This is a genomic window from Pseudomonas sp. FG86, assembly GCF_057808775.1.
Genome location: NZ_JBMDIS010000002.1, coordinates 17,190 through 38,084, shown reverse-complemented (window position 1 = coordinate 38,084; position 20,895 = coordinate 17,190). Strand labels below are relative to the sequence as shown.

Annotated in this window: 20 protein-coding genes; 4 read left to right on the top strand and 16 right to left on the bottom strand. The window is 59.9% G+C overall.

Translation table 11 applies throughout. The features are described 5' to 3' along the window. Positions 1 to 15: 15 nt before the first annotated feature. Complete coding sequence (locus ACODSV_RS01405; protein WP_489044538.1) at positions 16 to 1,413, bottom strand: NAD(P)/FAD-dependent oxidoreductase; 1,398 nt, start codon at positions 1,411 to 1,413, stop codon at positions 16 to 18. 177 nt (positions 1,414 to 1,590) lie between these two features. On the opposite strand from ACODSV_RS01405, the gene ACODSV_RS01400 reads away from it, so the two are divergent. From ACODSV_RS01400 to ACODSV_RS01390, 3 genes are all read left to right on the top strand, one after another. After that, positions 1,591 to 2,424: a helix-turn-helix domain-containing protein gene (locus ACODSV_RS01400; RefSeq protein WP_489044536.1), complete on the top strand. Its 834-nt coding sequence runs from the start codon at positions 1,591 to 1,593 to the stop codon at positions 2,422 to 2,424. A 127-nt stretch (positions 2,425 to 2,551) separates the two neighbouring features. After that, positions 2,552 to 4,048 carry an aldehyde dehydrogenase family protein gene (locus ACODSV_RS01395; protein WP_489044534.1) on the top strand — a complete coding sequence of 499 codons (1,497 nt, stop codon included), beginning with the start codon at positions 2,552 to 2,554 and terminating at the stop codon, positions 4,046 to 4,048. Between the two features lie 84 nt (positions 4,049 to 4,132). Continuing rightward, positions 4,133 to 5,539, top strand: coding sequence for an NAD(P)/FAD-dependent oxidoreductase (locus ACODSV_RS01390; RefSeq protein WP_489044532.1), 1,407 nt, complete (start codon positions 4,133 to 4,135; stop codon positions 5,537 to 5,539). A gap of 88 nt (positions 5,540 to 5,627) precedes the next feature. Here the strand turns inward: ACODSV_RS01390 and ACODSV_RS01385 are convergent, their stop codons facing one another. After that, positions 5,628 to 6,920: an NAD(P)/FAD-dependent oxidoreductase gene (locus tag ACODSV_RS01385; RefSeq protein ID WP_489044530.1), complete on the bottom strand. Its 1,293-nt coding sequence runs from the start codon at positions 6,918 to 6,920 to the stop codon at positions 5,628 to 5,630. Positions 6,921 to 6,983: 63 nt separating this feature from the next. After that, complete coding sequence (locus tag ACODSV_RS01380) at positions 6,984 to 8,345, bottom strand: glutamine synthetase family protein (protein ID WP_489044528.1); 1,362 nt, start codon at positions 8,343 to 8,345, stop codon at positions 6,984 to 6,986. Between the two features lie 233 nt (positions 8,346 to 8,578). Between ACODSV_RS01380 and ACODSV_RS01375 the strand changes: the two genes are divergently transcribed. Next, complete coding sequence (locus ACODSV_RS01375; protein ID WP_489044526.1) at positions 8,579 to 9,469, top strand: helix-turn-helix domain-containing protein; 891 nt, start codon at positions 8,579 to 8,581, stop codon at positions 9,467 to 9,469. A 59-nt stretch (positions 9,470 to 9,528) separates the two neighbouring features. Here ACODSV_RS01375 and ACODSV_RS01370 read toward each other — a convergent pair whose 3' ends face one another. The 13 genes from ACODSV_RS01370 to ACODSV_RS01310 all read right to left on the bottom strand — a co-directional run bounded on the left by ACODSV_RS01370 (position 9,529) and on the right by ACODSV_RS01310 (position 20,886). Continuing rightward, the gene (locus ACODSV_RS01370) at positions 9,529 to 10,131 is read right to left on the bottom strand and encodes a cupin domain-containing protein (protein ID WP_489044524.1); all 603 of its coding nucleotides are present in this window, start codon (positions 10,129 to 10,131) and stop codon (positions 9,529 to 9,531) included. A gap of 85 nt (positions 10,132 to 10,216) precedes the next feature. Continuing rightward, the gene (locus ACODSV_RS01365) at positions 10,217 to 10,927 is read right to left on the bottom strand and encodes a DUF1989 domain-containing protein (RefSeq protein WP_489044522.1); all 711 of its coding nucleotides are present in this window, start codon (positions 10,925 to 10,927) and stop codon (positions 10,217 to 10,219) included. Positions 10,928 to 10,941: 14 nt separating this feature from the next. Continuing rightward, complete coding sequence (locus tag ACODSV_RS01360) at positions 10,942 to 12,174, bottom strand: M20 family metallo-hydrolase (protein ID WP_489044520.1); 1,233 nt, start codon at positions 12,172 to 12,174, stop codon at positions 10,942 to 10,944. Next, positions 12,171 to 12,977: an amino acid ABC transporter ATP-binding protein gene (locus tag ACODSV_RS01355; protein WP_489044518.1), complete on the bottom strand. Its 807-nt coding sequence runs from the start codon at positions 12,975 to 12,977 to the stop codon at positions 12,171 to 12,173. The genes ACODSV_RS01360 and ACODSV_RS01355 overlap by 4 nt, the downstream gene beginning before the upstream one ends. A gap of 4 nt (positions 12,978 to 12,981) precedes the next feature. Next, positions 12,982 to 13,629 (bottom strand): amino acid ABC transporter permease, encoded by a 648-nt coding sequence (locus tag ACODSV_RS01350; RefSeq protein WP_489044516.1) that lies wholly within the window; start codon positions 13,627 to 13,629, stop codon positions 12,982 to 12,984. Next, the gene (locus tag ACODSV_RS01345) at positions 13,629 to 14,285 is read right to left on the bottom strand and encodes an amino acid ABC transporter permease (protein ID WP_489044514.1); all 657 of its coding nucleotides are present in this window, start codon (positions 14,283 to 14,285) and stop codon (positions 13,629 to 13,631) included. Before ACODSV_RS01345 ends, ACODSV_RS01350 begins: the two co-directional genes overlap by 1 nt. Positions 14,286 to 14,296: 11 nt before the next feature. Continuing rightward, positions 14,297 to 15,145, bottom strand: coding sequence for a transporter substrate-binding domain-containing protein (locus ACODSV_RS01340; protein ID WP_489044512.1), 849 nt, complete (start codon positions 15,143 to 15,145; stop codon positions 14,297 to 14,299). Positions 15,146 to 15,355: 210 nt separating this feature from the next. Further along, positions 15,356 to 16,696 carry an amidase gene (locus ACODSV_RS01335; protein WP_489044510.1) on the bottom strand — a complete coding sequence of 447 codons (1,341 nt, stop codon included), beginning with the start codon at positions 16,694 to 16,696 and terminating at the stop codon, positions 15,356 to 15,358. Between the two features lie 33 nt (positions 16,697 to 16,729). After that, positions 16,730 to 17,884, bottom strand: a complete 1,155-nt coding sequence (argE, locus tag ACODSV_RS01330; protein WP_489044508.1) for an acetylornithine deacetylase — start codon at positions 17,882 to 17,884, stop codon at positions 16,730 to 16,732. Positions 17,885 to 17,937: 53 nt separating this feature from the next. Beyond that, a complete protein-coding gene (locus ACODSV_RS01325; protein WP_489044506.1) occupies positions 17,938 to 18,348 on the bottom strand; it encodes a RidA family protein in 411 nt (136 codons plus the stop codon). An 85-nt stretch (positions 18,349 to 18,433) separates the two neighbouring features. Beyond that, entirely contained in the window at positions 18,434 to 19,399 is a 966-nt protein-coding gene (locus tag ACODSV_RS01320) for an agmatinase (RefSeq protein WP_489044504.1), read from the bottom strand. Positions 19,400 to 19,461: 62 nt separating this feature from the next. Then, entirely contained in the window at positions 19,462 to 20,229 is a 768-nt protein-coding gene (locus ACODSV_RS01315; protein WP_489044502.1) for an amino acid ABC transporter ATP-binding protein, read from the bottom strand. A 12-nt stretch (positions 20,230 to 20,241) separates the two neighbouring features. Then, positions 20,242 to 20,886 carry an amino acid ABC transporter permease gene (locus ACODSV_RS01310; RefSeq protein WP_489044500.1) on the bottom strand — a complete coding sequence of 215 codons (645 nt, stop codon included), beginning with the start codon at positions 20,884 to 20,886 and terminating at the stop codon, positions 20,242 to 20,244. Positions 20,887 to 20,895 lie beyond the last annotated feature (9 nt).

Sequence of the window (20,895 nt, the reverse complement as noted above, 5' to 3'; positions counted from 1 at the left end):
GTTTCAGGGTGAAAATCAGGAATCAAAGCCGATACCCAGTGCGTCAAAACCCTTGAGCAGCCAGTCACGGTGACCGGTAAGGTCCTCACGGGCCAGCGAGCGCTGCGCCAGGCTCACTCCGGCAAACCGCAGCGGCTCCGGCGGGAATGGGAAAGGCGCGGTGGAGGTCATCGCCAGTCGGGTGCGCTCGCTGCTTTTTCCTTCGAGCAGATCAAGTACCGTCAGGGCAGCAAAGCGACTTGCCGAGACACCCTGACCTGTAAAACCCTGGGCATAAGCGACCTGACCGTTGGCGGCGCTGCCGCAGAACATCGTGGTGCGTGCCGATGTATCGATGATGCCACCCCAGGCATGGCTGAACTGCACCGTGGCCAGCGCCGGAAAAGTGGCCTGGAACTGCCTGGCCAGGCGTAGAAAGCTCTGTGGACGATGGGTCAGGGCCTCATCGCGACGGCTGCCATAGTGGTAGATGGCGTCGTAGCCTCCCCAGAGAATGCGGTTATCAGCGGTTTTGCGCAGGTAGTGGAACTGGTTGCCGCTGTCGGCAATGCCATAGCGTTCACGCCAGCCAATGGCCGCCAGTTGAGCCTCGTCCAGGGGCTCGGTGGTCAGGGCGTAGTCATAGATGGGAATCACCGCCGACTTCAACCCACCCAGCAACGGTGGGGCAATGTTGGTGGCCAAGGCGACCCTGGCGGTTCTGACCGTGCCCATACCGGTTTGCAGCATCTGCTGATTGCCGTCCTTGTGCAGCGCGGTAACCGGTGAATGCTCGAACAACTGCACGCCCTGCTCCAGGCACACCCGGCGCAGTTCGCCGATCATTTTCACCGGGTTGAGCAAGGCATAGTTAGGCTCGAACACCCCGGCCACATAGGCTGGCGAATTCAGCCGCGCCTTGAGTGCGTCGTTCTGGAGAAACTCGCAAACAATGCCAAACCGCTGATAGTTGCGTTGCATCGCGCGCAAGCCATCCACCTGCCAAGGCTGGCTGGCGACATTGAGCTTGCCGGCCAGTTCGAACTCCACCTGCAACCCGTACTGCTGCAAGTCCTCGGCAAACGCGACGAGGTTTTCCCGGCCAAGACGGACCAACTGCTCGGCCTCGGTCGGCCAGCGTTTAAGGGCATTGGATACGCCATGGGAAATGCTCGGCGCACAGAAACCGCCATTGCGCCCACTGGCCTCGAAACCACACTGCCCGGCCTCAAGCACCACAATAGTTGCCTGAGGCCAGCGCTGACGAGCCAGCAACGCGGTCCATAGACCGAGAAAGCCGCCCCCGACAATTGCCATGTCGCAACGAATATCGCTGGTCAGCCGGGGGGCGACTTCGGCATTGGCGCGGGTATCTTGCCAAAAGGGATATGGGCGGGCTGCAGACAGGGCCTGGTTGGGTTGATCGACTGACATGCACAGGTGCTCTGTAACAAAGGTGTGTACACGTTCTAAAGGAAACTCCAGGGGGTTGGCGAGGCATCGCACCTTGCAGCGGGCACGCGCGGAAATGCGACAGTTCTGGAATACTCCAAACCTCGCGGCGCTCAGCGATTGATGCGCCTGGCTGAATTTCATGTGCAGGAGCCTGTTGTGAAAGTCCTTGATCTGCCTGCTGCCCCGACCTTCCAGGCGGACCCCGCCGGAGCCGCTACCCATTCGGTCATCCTCGCTTATCACCGGGCCTGGAAGCACCGCGACCTGGATGCGCTGATGGCACTGTACGACCCGGCCATTGAGTACAACGATATGTTGCAGAACCGCCGGATCGCCCAAGCCCAGTTGCGCGACTACCTGGCCGCCAGCATGCCCGTCAGTGCCGAGGAGTTGCAGGCGTACACGGAACGTTTGCTGATCGATGGCGATACCGCAGTGCTGCAATATCAACTCACCCTCAATGGCAGCGATGGCCTGGTGTCCATCAGTGCTATCGAGGCCCTGTCGGTGCGTGACGGGCTGATCTTCAAGGTCAACGAATACGCGGTGCTGGTCAGCAATGTCGCGCAGAAGCCCGCCGCCCGCGAAGGCAACGACACAGTCAGCCGTCTGGGCTTGTCCGCGCGCCAGGTGGGTGCCATGGCCAACGACCTGCAACAGTATTTCCAGCAAACCAGGCCTTATCTGAATCCGGCGCTGGATTTACCAAAGGTCGCCGCCGCCACGGGTTATACGCGCAACCAGATTTCGTTTTTCCTCAACCAGGTTCGCGGTCAGACCTTCTACACCTTGCTCAACCAACTGCGTCTCAAGGAAGTGCTGGACCAGTTGCACACCGCGCAAACGCCGTCGCGCATCGACGAAATCGCCCATGGGGCGGGCTTCAACTCGTTGTCCACGTTCTACCGCTGCTTCAAGCAACACACCGGTCTGTCGCCCAAGCTGTACCTGCAGCAGTTGGGCAAGGCCCCGACAATCAGCAACGATTGAGGTCCCAGCGGGCCCGCTGCAAGGCCGCAGCCATGCCTGCCCTCTTCATCCTCGGTAGCATCAGCGGCTAGGCTCCGTGCTTTGGCTGAAACCGGGCGCGACGGCGCCAGAGGATTGAGGAACGGCAATGCGCGAACACCTGTATATTGATGGCCAATGGCTGCCCGCCGAAAGTGGCGAGCGATTCGCCGTGTACAACCCGGCCACCGAAGAAATCCTCCACCAGGTAGCAGCCGGCGATGCCCGGGACATCGACAAAGCCGTGGCCGCTGCGCGCCGCGCCTTCGATGACGGGCCCTGGCCCCGTCTCAGCGGCAGCCAGCGGGCCGCCTACCTGCGGGCCATGGCCGCCGATCTGGAAGCACGTAAAGAGCAACTGATCCATCTGGAAGTGCTCGATAACGGCAAACCTCTTGCGGAAGCGCAGTGGGATGTTGCCGACGCCATCGGCTGCTTCCAGTTCTATGCCGATATGGCCGAAGCCATGGGCAGCGAAGCGATGCCACTGGCCTTGCCGGACGACCGCTTCCGCTGCCATACCGTGCGCGAACCCATAGGCGTCGCCGGCCTGGTGACGCCATGGAACTACCCTTTGCTGATGGCCGCCTGGAAAGTTGCCCCGGCACTGGCCGCTGGCTGCACGGCCATATTGAAACCCTCGGAAATCACCCCGCTGAGCGCACTGGAACTGGCAGCCGCCGCTGCGGCCGCAGGCTTGCCCGATGGCGTGCTCAATGTGGTCACCGGTTCTGGCGCAAGCTGTGGCGCGCCGCTCAGTGAGCATCCTGGCGTGGACAAGCTGGCCTTTACCGGCAGCGTGCCCACCGGCCGACGCATCATGCAGGCGGCTGCCCAGGACCTGAAAAACATCAGCCTGGAACTGGGTGGAAAATCGGCCTTTATCGTTTTTGCGGACAGCGACCTCGACGCCGCCGTGGAATGGGTGCTAATGGGCATTTTCTTCAATCAGGGCCAGGTGTGTTCCGCAACCTCGCGTTTACTGGTTCAGGAATCGCTGTACCCGCGCCTGATCGAACGTCTGGTGGAACAGGCCAGACGGATCCGTATCGGCGACGGCCTGTCCGCCGATACCCTGCTCGGCCCTCTGGTCAGTGAAGGGCAGTACCACAAGGTGCTGGATGCCATCGAGCAGGCCCGGCGCGATGGCGCGACCCTGCTCTGCGGCGGCAAACGCCCGGCGGACTTGAGCAAAGGCTGGTTTATCGAGCCGACCATTTTTACCGACGTACCGGTCGACAGTGTCTTGTGGTGCGAAGAAGTCTTCGGCCCGGTGCTGGCCGTGCGCACCTTCAGCGACGAAGCTGACGCCATTCGCCAGGCCAACCACAGCCAGTACGGCCTGGCGGCAGCGGTGATGTCCCGCGACACCGCCCGCTGCCAACGCGTTGCCCGCGCCCTGCGCGTCGGCATCGTATGGATCAACTGTTCCCAACCGACATTCGTACAAGCGCCCTGGGGCGGCTACAAACACAGCGGTATAGGCCGCGAACTTGGCGAGTGGGGTTTTGGCAACTACCTGGAAACCAAACAGATCACCGAATACACCAGCAACGAACCCTGGGGATGGTACCAGCGCCCCCAGACAGATCCGATCAGGGACTAATGTCCGTCCAGGCCAGAACCAGTACCGGTCAGATCGTTTTATAAGCGAGGTATGATCGGGCACGCCTGCCATGAGGAGTTACTGATGCAAACCTGGGAGCAGGTCAGCCTTTGGATGGACCAATCGGGAGACGCGCTTGTCCCTCGGCCCGCTCTTGAGCACGACGTTGATGCAGACGTCGCCATCATCGGTGCCGGGTTTACCGGCCTTTGGACAGCGTACTACCTGAAACAGCAGTCGCCGGAACTGAAGATCATCATTCTGGAGTCGGAAACAGCCGGTTTCGGGGCCTCCGGTCGCAATGGCGGCTGGTTGATGGGTGGCATGCTCGGCGAAAGTCGCTTTGCCGAAGGCCTTCCGCCTCCCCGACGCAAGCAGACATTTGATTTACTGAAAGGAATTCCTGACGAAGTTCATAAAGTATTGATACGCGAAAAAATCGACTGCCACTATCGCAAAGGCGGTGTCCTCTATTGCGCCGCACGGTATCCCGAACAGGCCGATCGGCTGCGTTCAGACCTTGACGGGCTCTACCTTGAAGGGCACAGCGAAGAGGATTACGTCTGGCTTGATCAACAGCAGCTCGCCAGTGAGATCCGGATACCAGGCGCTTACGGTGCTGTTTTTTCACCGCACTGCGCGACCATCCAGCCCGCGCTGCTGGTGCGCGGGTTGGCTCGCGCCGTCGAGAAATCAGGTGTCACGATCTATGACAGAAGTCCTGTCACCGATTGGCGAACCCGACAAGTGCATACAGCGCGGGGTACGGTTCGCGCAGACTGGATTGTCCCCGCTGTCGAAGGGTATGCCGCCAGGTTCAGCGATCTGAAGCATATCCAGATACCTGTGCAGAGCCTGTTAGTGGCTACAGAACCTCTGTCCGATGCCCAATGGGCAGAGATTGGTCTCAGCAAGGGACAGGCGTTCAGCGAATACAGTCGCCAGGTTACTTACGCCCAGCGGTCGATGGATGGACGTCTCGTTTTCGGCGCCCGGGGCGGCTATCAGTTCGGTGGTCGCCTCCGTGAAGATTTCCGATTGACTGAGGCTGAGATCGGCCTGCGTCGCCACCTGATCGAGTCACTGTTCCCGTCGATTAAAGGCGTGAGATTGAGCCATGCCTGGGGTGGAAATCTGGGCATGGCCCGTCGCTTCCGGCCTCATATGGTATGTGACCCTCAAAACGGAATCGCGTTGGCCGGTGGATTTGGCGGAGAAGGTGTAGGCGCGACACATCTTGCAGGCCAGACCCTGGCCGATCTGATCCTTGGCAAGGCCAGCGAAAGAGTGGAACAGCCTTGGGTCATTCGTGACCAGCCGGTGGCTGCGCTTGCACGCTGGGAGCCGGAGCCCTGCCGCTGGCTGGGATACAAGGCGATCATGAGTGCGTTTGCCAATGAAGACAAACTGCTGGACGACCCGAACAGCCCGCCATGGCGCAGAAAACTCGCTTGCACGATATCTGCCCGGTTGGAGCACTTGATGCGTTGATCCAGCGCGACAACTCTTGGCATTACCGGTACGCAAAAACCGGAGTCAGCCGGCGATGGTTGCTGCAAACGATATCCATGAATGTCTCTCAAATGAGTTCTTTGAAGCGGTACCAGAGCATGCCCAGCGCCAGCAGTGGCGAGCGCAAGCGTTCACCACCGGGGAAGGTGCGATGCGGTACGCGGGCAAACAGATCGACCGCGCGACTGTCGCGTTCAGCGATCGCCTGCGCCAGAATGCGCGCGGCGTAGTGCGTGACATTCAGACCGTGCCCCGAATACCCCTGGGCGTAGTACACGTTCGGCGTCCTGGGCAAGTAACCGATCTGCGGGAAGCGATTGGCGCTGATGCCGATCATGCCGCCCCACTGGAAGTCGATACCGACGCCTTTAAGCTGTGGAAACACACGCTCCATCTTGGGTCGCATGTATTCGCCGATGTTGGCCGGGTCGCGCCCGGAATAGTGACAGGCACCGCCGAACAGCAAGCGGTTGTCGGCGGACAAGCGGTAATAATCCAGCGCCACACGCTGATCACACAGGGCCATGTTCTGCGGAATCAACGCCCTCGCTCGCGCCTCCCCCAACGGTTCGGTGGCAATGACGTAGCTGCCGGCCGGCAGCAGTTTGCCGCTCAGTGCGGGCTCCATATCCTGCGCAAACGCATCACACGCCAGCACCACGCTGGTGGCCGTGACCTGACCGTAATCGGTGAACACCTGCACCTTGGGACCGTGGACGATGCGCCGCACCGGGCTGGCCTCAAACAGGCGCGCGCCCCTGTCCTGCGCCAGCCGCGCTTCGGCCAGAATCAATTTGAGCGGGTGCAGATGACCGGAGCCCATGTCAATCAGGCCACCGGCGTAAGCCGATGAAGCGACGACTTCATGCAATGCGTCCTTTTCCACCAGACGCAACGGATGCGGGTATCCCTGAGCGGTCAGCTCGTGAAGCTCCTCCTGCAAGCCCTGCCAGTGCCTGGCGGTATTGGCCAGATCGCAATAACCCCAGCGCAGGTCGCAATCCAGCGCGTTGCGTTGAACCCGTTGCCGAACGATGTCCACGGACTCGTGGCCTGCCTGTTGCAGGAAGCGCACGCCATCGTCTCCCACCCAGCGGGCAACGCCACTGACGTCATGCCCCAGGCCGCGAATCAACTGCCCACCGTTGCGCCCGCTGGCACCCCAGCCGATGCGCTGGGCTTCCAGCAGCACCACCGACAACCCCCGCTCGGCCATTTCCAGTGCTGTGTTCACCCCGGTGAAGCCCCCGCCGATGATGCACACGTCAGCCTGCACCTGTGTATCGAGTGAGGCACGTTCGGGCACTGGCCCGGTCGATGCGGCGTAGTAGGAATCGGTATGTGGCAATGCTTCAGGCATGAGGCCTTTCCTTAGCGATTGGACTTGATGATTGCTCATCATCAATGGACAGATTGGTTCCGCTTACACACTCATCATCAGGAACTGGCGTTCCCACGAACTGATGACCCGTTTGTAATTCTCATGCTCGGCACGCTTGACCGCGACGTAGCCCTGAACGAACTTGTTGCCCAGAATGCGGCGCAAGGCGGCGCTGCCTTCCATGCGCTCAAGGGCGTCTTCGATGGTCAGTGGCAAACGCAAGTTGCGTCGCTCGTAGCCACGCCCCTGCACTGGCGCGCTGGGGTCACAGGCCTCGATCATGCCCAGGTAGCCACACAGCAGGCTCGCGGCGATGGCCAGGTATGGGTTGGCATCGGCGCCCGGCAAGCGGTTTTCCACACGACGGGCCTCAGGCGTTGAAGCCGGTACGCGCAGCCCGACCGTGCGATTCTCTTCGCCCCATTCGACGTTGACCGGCGCCGAGGTGTCCGGCAGGAAGCGGCGGAACGAGTTGGCGTTCGGCGCGAACAGCGGCAGCACCTCGGGGATGTAACGTTGCAGGCCGCCGATATGGTGCAGAAACAGCGCGCTTGGGCCGCCCTCTGGTGTACTGAAGACGCTCTGGCCGGTCTTGATGTCAACCACGCTCTGGTGCAAGTGCATGGCGCTGCCAGGCTCATCGGTGATGGGTTTGGCCATAAAGGTGGCCGCCACATTGTGCTTGAGCGCGGCCTCGCGCATGGTGCGCTTGAACACGGTGATCTGGTCGGCCAGATCGAGGGCGTCGCCATGCCGGAAGTTGATTTCCATCTGCGCCGGCCCGTCTTCGTGGATCAACGTGTCCAGATCCAGACCTTGCGCTTCACACCAGTCGTAGACGTCTTCGAACAACGGATCGAACTCATTGGCCGCTTCGATGGAGAACGACTGCCGACCACTTTCCGGCCGCCCGGAACGCCCCGTAGGCACCTGCAGCGGCAGGTCGGGGTCAGCACAACGCTGGGTCAGGTAGAACTCCATTTCCGGCGCCACGACGGGACGCCAGCCCTGCCCGGCATACAGTTCCAGAACTTTCTTCAGCACGTTGCGTGGCGATAGCTCGATGGGATTGCCGTAGCGGTCGAAGGTGTCATGAATCACCATCGCCGTGGGCTCCAGCGCCCAGGGCAGCACGTACACGGCTTGCGGGTCCGGGCGGCAGGTCATGTCGATGTCTGCCGGGTCGAGCAGGCTGTAGTAGATGTCGTCGTCGACAAAGTCGCCGGTCACGGTTTGCAGGAGAACGCTTTCGGGAAGGCGCATCCCGTGTTCATTGAGAAACTTGTTGGTCGGCAGGATCTTGCCGCGGGCAATGCCCGTCAGATCGCTGACCACGCATTCCACTTCGGTAATGCCGTAGCTTTTCAACCACTCGGAAAGTGGGTCTTTCACGCTGCTGTCCATGGGGCCTCTACCATCTGCGATGGTTCGTTGTGCTCCGGGCGGCGGCCCCGAGCGCTGTGCTGGCCCTTATGTTGGAAGATCGTTGAAGCCCCGGTCTATCCACTTTCGCGCAACCGACTCGCCTCATTTTGGTGCTCGAAAGTCTGCGCAGGCGTAGCGTGTCATTGCTCGGCCATGAGCAGGCTGATATCGTGCCGACACCACCAAAACAGCAGCCTTCGGGCAGGTCACCTATGTCGGTCAAGGTATTTGAAACCGTCGCCGCCGATCAGCAGGGAATATCGAACGCAGGATGGAGCCTGCATTACGCACAGATGTCTTCGGGCCAATTCAAGGGACGCCTGGTAGAGGCTGAACTCGGTGGCGTGCAAGTGTACGAAGAGCACATGAACACGCGCATCGAGCAGTACTACAAGGCGCCCAGCGACGCCTTGGTGTTCAGTTTCGACATGATCGAGCAGACCTTGTATCTGCTGGATGCCAGCACCCAGAACCTGTGGATTACGCCAGAGAACTATCGGGAAATCGCCGTTGTGATCCGGCAGGACAGCCTGGGCACCCACCACCTCAATCGCACCTTCGAAGAGCTGCTGCTGACCCCGCTCAAATCCACTCACGGCGCCTTGTTCAGTGGCTGGTTGAGTGCCCTTCTGACCCGCATGACCCAGCACGCAGGCAGCACAGAACCGAATCATCTCTCTGATCAATTGATCGAGGACTGTCTGTACGTACTCGAGCAGTCCGACCCCGCGCCGATATCCGGCAAAGGCTTGCGCATGCACGAACAACGGCAGATCGTGCGGCGGGTGTTCGAACAGATCAGTGCCTGCCCGACCGAGAATTTCAGCGTCGTGCAACTGGCCGACAGCGCGGGCACCTCCTTTCAACAACTGCGTCGGGCCTTCGGCGAATGCGTCGGTATGGCGCCCACCGCCTGGCTGCGCACCCGCCGTCTGAACCTCGCCCGCCAGGACCTGCTGGCGGCCACGGCACAGCACACCAGCGTGGCCGAAGTGGCCATGCGTTACTCGTTCTGGCATCTGGGACGTTTTGCCGAAGCCTATCGCGCGCTGTTTCTGGAATACCCCAGCCACACCCTGGCCAGACGACCGGGCCGGGATTAAAACCGCGCCATTTGCCTCTGCACAGTGCAAACGTTTTTATCGCTGATACTGCTTGAGGATCAGAACGTAGCCGGTGTGTTGACCCACAAAATCCGAACGATCTCGCTGGTGATATTCCGATAACCGTGGGGCACATTGCTGGAGAAGTGAAACGAATCGCCCGGGCGCAGTGTGTAGGTGATTTCGCCCAGAGTCAGTTCGAGGCTCCCTTCGATCACATAACCCATCTCCTCCCCGACATGCTCGATCATCTCGCTGATCATGCCCGGTGCAACAATATGGATATCGCCCTGCAACAAGCTGCCCTTCTGTGGATGGGTTACTCGCTCAAGGTCGATGTAGCCGGACTTTCCGCCCTTGGCGAAGCGGTTGACCTGACGCGATCCGGCACGCAATATCGGCTCTTCCGACACCCAGTCCTCGGAGGTCAGTTCGGACACGTTACTGCCCAGCGCGCGGGCCAGCCGGTGCAGCATGGCCAGGGAGGGTGAAGCGGCGTCGTTTTCCAGTTTGGAAATCAGGCTTTCGGAACAACTGGCGGCCTCGGCCACCTGTTTCAATGTCAGACCGGCAACCTTGCGCGCATGGCGCAGACGAATGCCGAGGCTCGGCAAACCATCGGTATGCAGCGCCTTGGTGGGGGTCTTGCTGGGTTTGGACATGCGTCCCTCATGGAAAATGTAAGCAAGCGTGACGACAGGCATCCTAGGTTGTGCAGACGTCTGTCGTCCACTGACACGACAACTATCAGCCGTGAACCGAGAATTGAACCTCCAGCGGATTGAGGTTGTTGATCGGCAGGATGTCCTGAGGGCAGGCGGACATTACCACCACTACGTCCATTTCGGCACGGATCTCGACATAGTCGCCAGCCTTGGACACCGGTGGCAGCCAGGCGACGCTGTAGTCCGGCTTGACCGGAATGTTCATCCACAGGTTGAACGGCTGCGGCACTTCCCGTGAACGCAGGCCAATGGCTTGCAGCGCCATGCGCATGTTGTCGGAACAGCTGTCGTGATAACCCTCGACGCCGAGGTTGGTATAGCGATGCAGGTCGCAGGCGGCCATCAACGTGTCGTGAATACCTGGCGAGGTGTCACTCAGCAAGGTTCCGATGGCCCGGCGGCGGTTGCTGTAAAGCTCATCACCGACTTTCGGAATGATGCTGTTGCAGTGGGCGCGAGCATGCTCCATGGACAGGAACTCGCTCATGTCTTCGGCATTGAAAAGCCAGGTGTCACAGACTTGAGTACCGTGGGTGTTGATGATCTTGATGACCTGACCGGCCTTCAGACGCACCGCGCGACCGCAGCGGGCCGGTACGGTGTAGATTTCTCCGGGCACGGGTGTGCCGTCGGCAGAAATCGGCTCGTTGAGGGTAGCGTTGACGCCCAGAGAAGAGCCATTGTCGGTGCGGCAGCAGGCCGGATAGTCATGAGCGTGGGTGATGCTGGTCATGGTGACTCCTTGGTTTACGGTTGTTCGGCGAGTGAAACCAGGCCCCAGGCAAGTGCCTGGGCGCCCGCTTCCAGCTGCGCGGGTTCGGTGAATTCCAGCGGGTTGTGACTGATACCGTCACGGCTGGGGACAAACAGCATGCCGGTCGGGCAATGGCTGGCCAGGTACATGGCATCGTGGAAGGCGCCGGAGCGGATCGGCAGTCGTGTGAGGCCGGTGGCATCGCAGGCCTGCTCCAGCACATCGATCACCGCCGGGTCGAATGCAATCGGCGCGTGGCTGAACAGGCTTTGCAATTCGGCATCCAGCGGCAGACACGCCGCCAGCGCCTCATCGAAAGCCGACAGCACCGCCGGGTCGGCATGGCGAAAATCGATGCTGAACGTGGCTTCGTTGGCAATGGTGTTGATGGCATTGGGCAGAACACTCCAGCGCCCAAAGGTCAGGCGTTTCTCGTCACCGGCAAGCCGGTCCGCCAGGCCATCGATGCGCGAAACCGTTTCCATCGCCAACAACATCGCATCTCGACGCATGGACATCGGTGTGGTCCCGGCGTGGGCCGACACCCCCTTGCAGCGCACCTGATACCAGCGCACACCCTGAATACCGGTGACCACGCCCAGCGGGATGCCAGCCCGCTCCAGCACCGGGCCTTGCTCGATGTGCAGTTCCACGAATACATGGGCGTCGATCTTTCCGCGTAATGGCAAATCGGCGAAGCGCAGCGAATGAGCGTCCAGCGCTTCACCCACCGAGACTCCGGCGGCATCACGATTGCTTCGATAAGCGTCCAGCCGTGTCGGCTCAACATAAGCGCTGGAACCCATGGCACCGGGGCTGAAACGGCTGCCCTCTTCATTGGTCCAGACCACCAGTTCAATCGGTCGCAGGGTACGAATGCCGGCATCTTCCAGAGCATAAAGACACTCAAGCCCGGCCATCACGCCATAGCAGCCGTCAAGACGCCCGCCGGCAGGCTGAGTATCCATATGGCTGCCGGTCATCACCGGCGGCAGGTCTTCCCGGCCTTGGCGACGAATGAACAGGTTGGCGCAACCGTCGGTCCAGACCTGACAACCGAGCTGTCGCGCCTTGTCGATCAGCCAGGCGCGGGCCTGAAAGTCTTCTTCAGACAACGCCTGGCGATTCATACCGCCCTGCTCGCCCGGTCCGAAACACGCCAGAGTGTCGAGCAAATCGTGCAGGCGTTCGACGGATACCGCGTCGAGAACACGTTGTGCCGTCATGATGTGACCTTTATGCGAGGTGTGAGGCTGCGGTTGAACCAGGGCGTGAGAAAACGTTGCAGGCGTTCGGTCTTGGGGGTCTGGAACAGCGACAATGGCGCGCCGGTCTCGACGATCTGACCCGCCTCCATGAACACGACATGGTTGGAAATCTGCGCAGCGAAACTCATCTCATGAGTGACCATCACCATGGTCATCCCGTCGTCGGCCAGGCTGCGAATGACCTGTAACACTTCCTCGACCAGTTCCGGATCAAGCGCCGACGTCGGCTCATCCAGCAGCATCAGACGCGGCTTGACCGCCAACGCCCTGGCAATGCCGACCCGTTGTTGCTGACCGCCGGACAGGCGCGCCGGCCAGGCATCGGCCTTGACTGCCAGACCGACACGCGCCAGCGCGGCATCGGCCAGGATCCGCGCGTCGGCCTTGGTCATGCGCTGGCCCAGCACCAGCGGCGCCATGACGTTTTCGCGCACAGTCATGTGCGGCCACAGATTGAACTGCTGGAAGACCATGGCCAGCGGCTTGCGGACCTCATCGATCTTGGACTCGCTATCACGGTCGCTGGCGCTGCGACCTGGCCCGCTGTAACCCAGCAATTGGCCATCGATCCAGACCTCGCCTTCATCGTAGGTTTCCAGGAAATTCATGCAGCGCAGTGCTGTGGTCTTGCCTGAGCCGGACGGGCCGATCAGCGAAACGATTTCGCCCGCCTGTACTGACAGATCAAAACCTTTGAGCACACAGTTGGCGCCGTAAGACTTGCCGACATCGCGCAGTTGAAGAAGGGGTAGCGTGCTCATGGCATCAACCTCGCAAATAGCGCGTCGCGCGCCGCCCCAGGTACTCGGCCAGGACGCCGACCGCAGAGGTCAGCAGCCAGTAGCTCAGCACCAGCAAGGCGTAAGGCATGACGTAAGAGAAAGTAGTGGAAACGATCCGCCCGGCCGTCATGGTCAGCTCAGGCACCGTAATGATCGAAGTAACGGCACTTTCCTTGATGGTCAGCATCACCTGATTGCCCAGCAACGGCAGCGCGAAGGCCAATGCCTGAGGCGCTTGTATATGCCAGAACGCTTGACGTGCAGAAATCCCGTGAACACGGGCGGCTTCGACTTGCCCCGTTGGCACACTGGCCCAGGCAGAACGAAACAGCTCGGCGAAATAAGCTGCGCTGTACAGTCCCAGCGACAGAATGCTGGCCTCGACCGCCTCCAGTCGCAGGCCCAGAACCGGTAAACCGAAATAGACGATTGCCAGTTGCGCCAGAAACGGCGTGCCACGAATCAACCAGATATACAGCCGATAGAATCCGGAGAAGAACGGCAACGCCAGACGCAATGCGTTCAGTCCGAATCCCAATATCAACCCTAATATCGCAGCGGCCAGGCTGATGCCCAGGGTCACCAGCAGCGCCTCGCCAAAATCAGGCAGATAACTCACGAACTCTTGCATCAGGCGCGCTCCTGCCAATGGCGTTCAAGCATCCGGCCCAGCACGCTGAGCAGACTGGTCAGCGCCAGATAGAACAAGGCAGCGACCAGATAAACCTCCAACGGGCGATAGGTCTGCGACACCAGTTGCTGACTGACCCGCATCAGATCGGTGATGGAAATGACCGAGACCACTGCCGACACTTTGATCACGTCGATCAGTTCGCTGATCAATGCTGGCGACGTCAGCCGCAACACCTGCGGCAATTGGATGTGCATCAGGGTTTTCCATTTGCCAATGGAAAACACTGAAGCAGCTTCAAGCTGACCTTTGGGGATTGCCGCAAAACCACTGCGCAGGATCTGCGACTGGTAAGCCGCGGTGTTCAACGCCAACGCCAGTGCCGCAGCCACCAAAGGCGGCACATCCACGTTCAGCGCCGACGGCAGGTAGAACAGCAACAACAGTTGCGCGAGCATTGGCGTACCGCGAAAGAAGCTGACATACACCCTGGCGAACGCCGCACCGCCTCGGCTGCGGCTATTGCCAATCAAGTGAATGAGCACGCCGATGACAAAACCCAGGGCCATGCCGAGCGCACATAACCACAATGTGGTCAGTGCACCGTCGAGCAAGGCGGGCCGGTAAAGCGCGAAGCGCGTGCTGAAATCGCTCATCGACACGCCGCTCAGATGGTCGGAACCGGCATGGCATCAGTCGGCAGGGTCATGGTGAAGCCGAACCATTTTTCCTGCAGCTTCTTCAGGGTGCCGTCGGCATTGGCACGGGCGATACCGTCACTGAACAGCTTCACCAGGCTCGCGCTGTCAGCATCCTTGCGGCCGACCCACCCGAAATAAGTGGTCGGCCCCACCATGTCCGGCAGTGTCGCGAACACACCCGGACGGGATTTCATCAGCGGGCCAAGGTTGGACAACGACTGCGCCACGCCGTCGAGGCGACCGGCGGCCAGATCCGCGTAAGCCTCATCGAAACTGACGTACTCCTTGATGCGCTCGATCCCTGGCTGCCCTTGAGCCTTGAGCTTGGCATCGAAGGCCTGCAGAACCGCCAATTGACCGGAACCGGCCTGCGAACCGATCACCTTGCCGTTGAGGTCAGACAGCGACTTGATGTCGTTATCGTCGGCACGCTTGAGCAACGCTACGGTGGACTCGGCGATCGGCAAGGTAAAAGCGAACTGGCCGTAACGCGCCTTGTTCACGGTCACTGACGTCACCACGAAGTCGAACTTGCGGGTATCCAGGCCCGGCAAGATGCCCTGGAATGGCAGGTCCAGTTGACGCACCTTCACGTCGGGCAGATCGGCATCAAGAACGTAGTGCATAAGATCAACGCCGTAACCGACGATCTTGCCGTTCTCCACCGACTCGAAAGGAGCGAAACGCGCCTCGGTGGCAACGACGATTTCCTTCTTCTCTTTAACCCGCTGCAACAGATCGTCCGCGTGGGCCATGGAGGCTACGAACAACGTGATCAGCGACAGGGACAGCGCTTTGAGTGCGTGACGTTTCATCAGTGTTTACTCCACTTGAACCGACAATATTTTTATTCAAGTAACTTGAATAAAAATACAACAGCATGAAACATGCCAACGCACTAAACCTGTCGCTTCAGGTGGTTTGAATCAAAATCAAAGGAAGAAAACGGGGCCAGATTCATGCAAATCAGGCACGACGCGCTTCAGATCGGTGCAAGCCGATGGCGTCGAGGGTCACCCAATGTCTCAGGCAACCACGCTCAGTAGCCAGGCATCCCGTTGCGCCGGTGCGATCACTTGCAGACCAACGGGAAGTCCATCCACCTGCCCTGCCGGAAGAGTGATCGCCGGCAGACCGGTCACGTTCCAGGCGCTGGTCAGGCTCAGTAAGGCGTCGCGCACGGGAATAGACGTCCCGTTGATATCGACCTCGCGCTGGCCCAACAGCGGCGCGGTGATTGGCAGGGTCGGCATGATCAACAAATCGTAATGTTCAAACAGTTCAGCCATGCGTCTCTGAAGGATCAGGCGTGTCTGCACCCCTCGAACGTATTCCCAACCGCGCACCTGCGCCGACAGCTCAAGGCGCGCCCGTACTTCCGGGTCAAATAGTTCAGGATGTTCCTCCATTCGCCGGGCATGCACGGCATAAGCCTCGGCACGCTGCAGAGCGGTGAATGTAGTGCGCAAGTCTGAAACAAGCTTTTCAACTCCGTCGATCGGTTTGAGTTCTTGTGCAAAGCGCTCAGTGGCCATACGTCTCACCTGAGCCTCAATGCGTGGGTCCGTGGCGCAAAAGGCATTGCCATCGATCCAGCCCAGGCGCAAGGCCGCTGTCGCTGTACCAGAGGGCATTGGAGGCTGACCGCTCAGAATCTGAAACAACAACGCCGCGTCGTCGACATGGTTCGCGATTGGCCCCACATGATCGAGGCTGCTTGAAAGTACGAAGACGCCCTCCACCGGCACAGAATCGAAACCTGGCTTGAACCCGACCGTACCGCAAAGGGCTGACGGAATCCGGATCGAACCACCGGTGTCGGTGCCAACCGCCAACGGTACCAGCCCCGCCGCCACCGCTGCCACACTTCCCGCGCTGGAACCGCCGGTCATGCGCCGCAGATCCCAGGGGTTGTGGGCGGCGCCCTGCAACGAGCGATCCCCGGTTGGGCCAAACGCGAACTCATGGGTCAGGGTCTTGCCCAGGATTACCGCTCTGGCTTCCCGCAAACGCGCAATACACCGTGCATCGACTGTCGGACGATGTCCGGCGAAATGGGCCGAACCGTAAGTGGTCGGCATATCGAAGGTGTCGATGTTGTCTTTGATCGCCACCGGAATACCGTGCAGCGGACCGGCGTCGACGCCGGCTGCAAGTGCCTGGTCTGCCAGACGCGCCTGCGCCAGTGCCCCTTCTCGATTGACGTGAACGAACGCATTAAGCAAAGGGTTGAGTCGGGCAATGCTGTCCAGTGCAGCCTGAGTCAGTTGCACCGAGGTCAACTCGTTTTTGCGCAGGCGTTTGCCCAGGTCGACAACCGAGACACCAAAGAAATAGCCGGGAGTATCAGGTAATACCGTGTGCATATAGGAAATCACTCGGTGAGTGTGAGTCAGACCTCAGTGTCGCAGTGAATTCACCAACCGATCCAGCAGCTCTGCGCACAAGCGCAACTGCTCGCAACTCACGAATTCGTCAGCCTTATGTGCCTGTTCAATGGAGCCTGGGCCGCAAACCACCACCGGCACTGACAGCCGGTCCGCGAAGAGACCGCCCTCGGTGCCAAAGGCGACTTTCGTGAAGCGTGTACCGGGACTGGCCAGCGACTGCAGAAAGCGTACCGCTTCTACCGTGGGGTGCGTGTCGAGCCCGGGATAATGGTTAAGCTGTTCAATCTGGATGTTCGCCAGCGGCGATAATCGACGCGCCTGCTGGCTAATACGCTCGGCTTGTGTCTGTAAGTTTTCGATCATGGCCGTCTGGCTGTCCTGGGCCAGATAGCGAATCTCTATGTCCAGGCTGCACGTGTCCGGAACGATATTCAGGGCTCTGCCACCGTTGATCAGACCGACATGCAAGGTACTGTAGGGGATGTCATAGGCAGGGTCCTGATGCCCGTGCTCGGCCTGATGCGCCTGAGCCTTGCGTAGCACGTCGATGAAGTCACTGGCCAGGTGAATGGCATTGGCCGCAAGGGGTGCGAGAGAAGAATGCCCGGCTTCACCCTGGCAATGAACCCGCATCGCCGACTTGCCTTTGTGACCCAGGGCCAATTGCATCAGCGTAGGTTCACCGATCAGGCAGAGGTAAGGCTTCATCGGCGCCAGTTCCAGGACGTCGATCAATCGTCGAACGCCGACACAACCGATTTCTTCGTCATACGACAGCGCCAGTTGGAGAGGACGTTTGAGCGGCATTTGCGCAGCCATGAGCATGGCATTCAGCGAACAGGCAATGAACCCCTTCATGTCGCAACTGCCTCGGCCATAGATACGGCCGTCTTTTTCCGTGGCACTGAACGGAGCGGTCGTCCAGTGCTGGCCCTCAACCGGAACCACGTCGGTATGACCCGAAAGCAATACACCGGGCTGATCGGTCGGCCCCACGCTGGCAAACAGGTTGGCCTTTTTGCCGAGTTCGTCGAACACCAGCTTGCATTCGATGCCCTTGCTGCCCAGCAACTCGCTTACATACTGGATCAACGCCAGGTTTGACTCCGATGACACCGTATTGAAGCTGATCAGACGGCGAAGAATGTTAATGCTGGTGCTCATGTGAAACCTGCTTTCGGTGGGCTCGAGATCGACCGTTTATGGACCCGCGACGATCAGTCAGGAATCACCGCAATCACGTCGATCTCCATCAACCATTGTGGTTGGCCCAGCGCAGACACCACCAGCCCGGTGGAGATCGGGAAAATGCCCTTGAGCCATCGGCCAACGACCTGATAGACCTCTTCGCGGTAGCGTGGATCGATCAGGTAGATCGTGATTTTGACGATGTCCTGCAATTGGCTGCCGGCTTCTTCAAGCAATTGCTTGACGTTTTTCATGGCCTGCTCCGCCTGGGCGCCGGCGTCTCCCAGACCGATGAGATTACCGTCGAAGTCGGTGCCCAATTGACCTCTGACGTAAACGGTATTGCCGGCGCGAACGGCCTGGCAAAGATCATTGTCCAGCGACTGATTGGGATAGGTGTCCTTGGTGTTGAACATTCGGATACGCGTGTGAGTGGGCATGATTGACCTGGCTTTATCGACAAGGAAAAAAGATTGGGAAGCGCCACTCCCTGGCCTTCGGGTTTGCTCCGGGAACAGCTTCGAGTTACAGCGGCGCAGCGTCGAAATAATCGGCGCGTACAGCGGCACCGATCAGGTTGACGATCAGCCGGCCTGCCGTGATGCAACTGATGTTGTTAACATCAGTCGTTGGTGTAATTTCAACGATGTCCATGCCGACGACCTTGCCTTTGTTGACCAGACCATGAATCAGTTTGCGCATTTGCACGTAGCTGACACCGCCCAGTGCAGGACCGGCGACACCGGGCATGATCGACGGGTCGAGGCCATCGGCATCGATGGTCAGGTAGTAGTTGCCATTGTCAGGAATGCGGTCCAGCACCGACTGCATGCCGTTGTCATGGACTTCATAAGCCGTGATCAAGTGTGCGCCATAGTCCACCGCCGCCTGGAAATCCGTCTGCCGGCCGCTGCCCTGAGCACGCAGGCCGATCTGAAAGATTTCGCCGATATGATCCATCTCAGACGCACGACGGATCGGGCTGGAGAGGCCATCGCGGATACCATTGATTTCATCACGCCAATCCAGGTGTGCGTCGATGTGGATCAGTGTGATAGGACCGCGACCTTCATAAGCACGCAGGATCGGGATTGGAATGCTGTGGTCGCCTCCCAGAATAATCGGCATGGCGCCCGCCTCCAGAATCTTGCGGACCGCCTGCTCGGCTCGAAGGCCATGGCTGCTCAGATCGGCCGGATCGGCAGGCACGTTACCGCAGTCGACGACTTTCAATGCGCGGTTGTCGTAGATCGGTCCTCCCACATCGAAGTCGTAATGATGCAGAGCGCGGCAGATGCGGTCGCTCATGGCGCGAATGGCGTCCGGCGCCTTGCTTTGGTCATTGGTGATGTGTTCGGCCACATAGGCCTTGCCGAAGGGCATGCCGATAATGGCGACGTGGGCGTCGAGCTGGTCGAGGTCAGTGCAGATCGGCGACCACAGAAAGCTCTGGTGTTTTTTGGAAGGCGGTACGGTCAATGGAAAATCCATGGGTGTCTCCTGAACGGGCAGTGGGAAAGTTGGACGAAAGAGTGATATCACGGGCTGAACGATCAACTGTCCATGGACAGGAAACGTCGCAACTCGGCGGTTTTCGGGGCGCCAAACAGTGTCTCGGGATCACCGGCCTCGTGAACCTGGCCTTGATGCATGAAAATCACCCGGTCACTGACCCTGCGCGCAAAGGCCATTTCGTGGGTGACCATGATCAGCGTCATACCCTCTTTGGCGAGCCCTTCGACGACTTGCAGCACTTCGCCGACCAGCTCGGGGTCCAGGGCTGAAGTGATTTCGTCGCAGAGCAATACCTGCGGGTTCATCGCCAGGGAACGGGCAATCGCGACGCGCTGTTGCTGGCCGCCGGAAAGCTGATCAGGGAAGGCATCGAAGCGTTCGCCCAGCCCGACGCGATCCAGCAATTTGCGGGCATGGCGTTCGGCACCAGCGCTGGACACTTTTTGCACCAGACGCGGGGCGAGCATCACGTTTTGTCCGGCGCTCAGGTGCGGGAACAGATTGAAACTCTGGAAAATCATCCCGACGTTCTGCCGCAGTTCGCGCATGGCCTGGCGGTCATCCTGGCGGATCGGCTGGCCGTCAACGGCAATGCTACCCTCCTGGAATTGTTCAAGCCCATTCAGGCAGCGCAGCAGTGTGCTCTTGCCCGAACCGCTCTTGCCGATGATGCAGACCACTTCTTTGCGGGCAATCTGCAGGTCCACGCCTTTGAGTACTTCGTTGTCGCCGAAGCGCTTGCGCAGACCGCGAATATCGACCAATGCAAAGTCGTGACCGGGCTCGTGAGTGTGTGAGTGATTCATATTGACGAGCCCCTATCGGCGAAGTTTCTGTTCAAGTACGCGGCTGTACCACGACAGCGGAAAGCACAGCGCGAAGTACATCAACGCGACCGAGCCATAGATGAAGAAAGGTTGGAAAGTGGCATTGGTGATGATCTGGCCGGCGCGGGTCATTTCGACAAAACCGATGACCGAGGTCAGCGCCGTGGCCTTGACCACCTGCACCATGAAACCGACGGTGGGCGCGATACCTGCGCGCAATGCCTGGGGCAGAATCACGTAGCGCATCTGTTCGCTGAAGCTCAGCGCCAGACTACTGGACGCTTCCCACTGACCGCGATCGACAGACCCGATGCTGCCGCGCCAGATCTCGGTGAGATAGGCACTGGCGTACAGGGTCAGGCACACCGAAGCGGCCACCACCGGGGTGGTTTCGACGCCGAACATGGCGAGGCCGAAATAGACCAGAAACAACTGCAATAACAACGGAGTACCCTGAAACAACTGGACATACAGCATCACCAGGCCACGCACCATTCGGTTCCCGGTCAAACGCAATATCACCAGCAACGCCCCCACCAGCCCGCCACCGATGAACGCGATCAGCGACAGGCCAATGGTCCAGCGCATCGCCAACAGCAGGTTGCGTGCGATATCCCAGACGGTGAATTCGAACATAGGGATTTC

Bases quoted from the DNA above. Each gene is read 5' to 3' on its own strand.
- ACODSV_RS01390 (WP_489044532.1), top strand. From the start codon at position 4,133: ATGCAAACCTGGGAGCAGGTCAGCCTTTGGATGGACCAATCGGGAGAC.
- ACODSV_RS01325 (WP_489044506.1), bottom strand. From the start codon at position 18,348: ATGCCCACTCACACGCGTATCCGAATGTTCAACACCAAGGACACCTAT.
- ACODSV_RS01405 (WP_489044538.1), bottom strand. From the start codon at position 1,413: ATGTCAGTCGATCAACCCAACCAGGCCCTGTCTGCAGCCCGCCCATAT.
- ACODSV_RS01380 (WP_489044528.1), bottom strand. From the start codon at position 8,345: ATGGACAGCAGCGTGAAAGACCCACTTTCCGAGTGGTTGAAAAGCTAC.
- ACODSV_RS01395 (WP_489044534.1), top strand. From the start codon at position 2,552: ATGCGCGAACACCTGTATATTGATGGCCAATGGCTGCCCGCCGAAAGT.
- ACODSV_RS01310 (WP_489044500.1), bottom strand. From the start codon at position 20,886: ATGTTCGAATTCACCGTCTGGGATATCGCACGCAACCTGCTGTTGGCG.
- ACODSV_RS01340 (WP_489044512.1), bottom strand. From the start codon at position 15,145: ATGAAACGTCACGCACTCAAAGCGCTGTCCCTGTCGCTGATCACGTTG.
- argE (WP_489044508.1), bottom strand. From the start codon at position 17,884: ATGAGCACCAGCATTAACATTCTTCGCCGTCTGATCAGCTTCAATACG.
- ACODSV_RS01350 (WP_489044516.1), bottom strand. From the start codon at position 13,629: ATGCAAGAGTTCGTGAGTTATCTGCCTGATTTTGGCGAGGCGCTGCTG.
- ACODSV_RS01320 (WP_489044504.1), bottom strand. From the start codon at position 19,399: ATGGATTTTCCATTGACCGTACCGCCTTCCAAAAAACACCAGAGCTTT.
- ACODSV_RS01360 (WP_489044520.1), bottom strand. From the start codon at position 12,174: ATGACGGCACAACGTGTTCTCGACGCGGTATCCGTCGAACGCCTGCAC.
- ACODSV_RS01315 (WP_489044502.1), bottom strand. From the start codon at position 20,229: ATGAATCACTCACACACTCACGAGCCCGGTCACGACTTTGCATTGGTC.
- ACODSV_RS01385 (WP_489044530.1), bottom strand. From the start codon at position 6,920: ATGCCTGAAGCATTGCCACATACCGATTCCTACTACGCCGCATCGACC.
- ACODSV_RS01375 (WP_489044526.1), top strand. From the start codon at position 8,579: ATGTCGGTCAAGGTATTTGAAACCGTCGCCGCCGATCAGCAGGGAATA.
- ACODSV_RS01370 (WP_489044524.1), bottom strand. From the start codon at position 10,131: ATGTCCAAACCCAGCAAGACCCCCACCAAGGCGCTGCATACCGATGGT.
- ACODSV_RS01365 (WP_489044522.1), bottom strand. From the start codon at position 10,927: ATGACCAGCATCACCCACGCTCATGACTATCCGGCCTGCTGCCGCACC.
- ACODSV_RS01345 (WP_489044514.1), bottom strand. From the start codon at position 14,285: ATGAGCGATTTCAGCACGCGCTTCGCGCTTTACCGGCCCGCCTTGCTC.
- ACODSV_RS01355 (WP_489044518.1), bottom strand. From the start codon at position 12,977: ATGAGCACGCTACCCCTTCTTCAACTGCGCGATGTCGGCAAGTCTTAC.
- ACODSV_RS01335 (WP_489044510.1), bottom strand. From the start codon at position 16,696: ATGCACACGGTATTACCTGATACTCCCGGCTATTTCTTTGGTGTCTCG.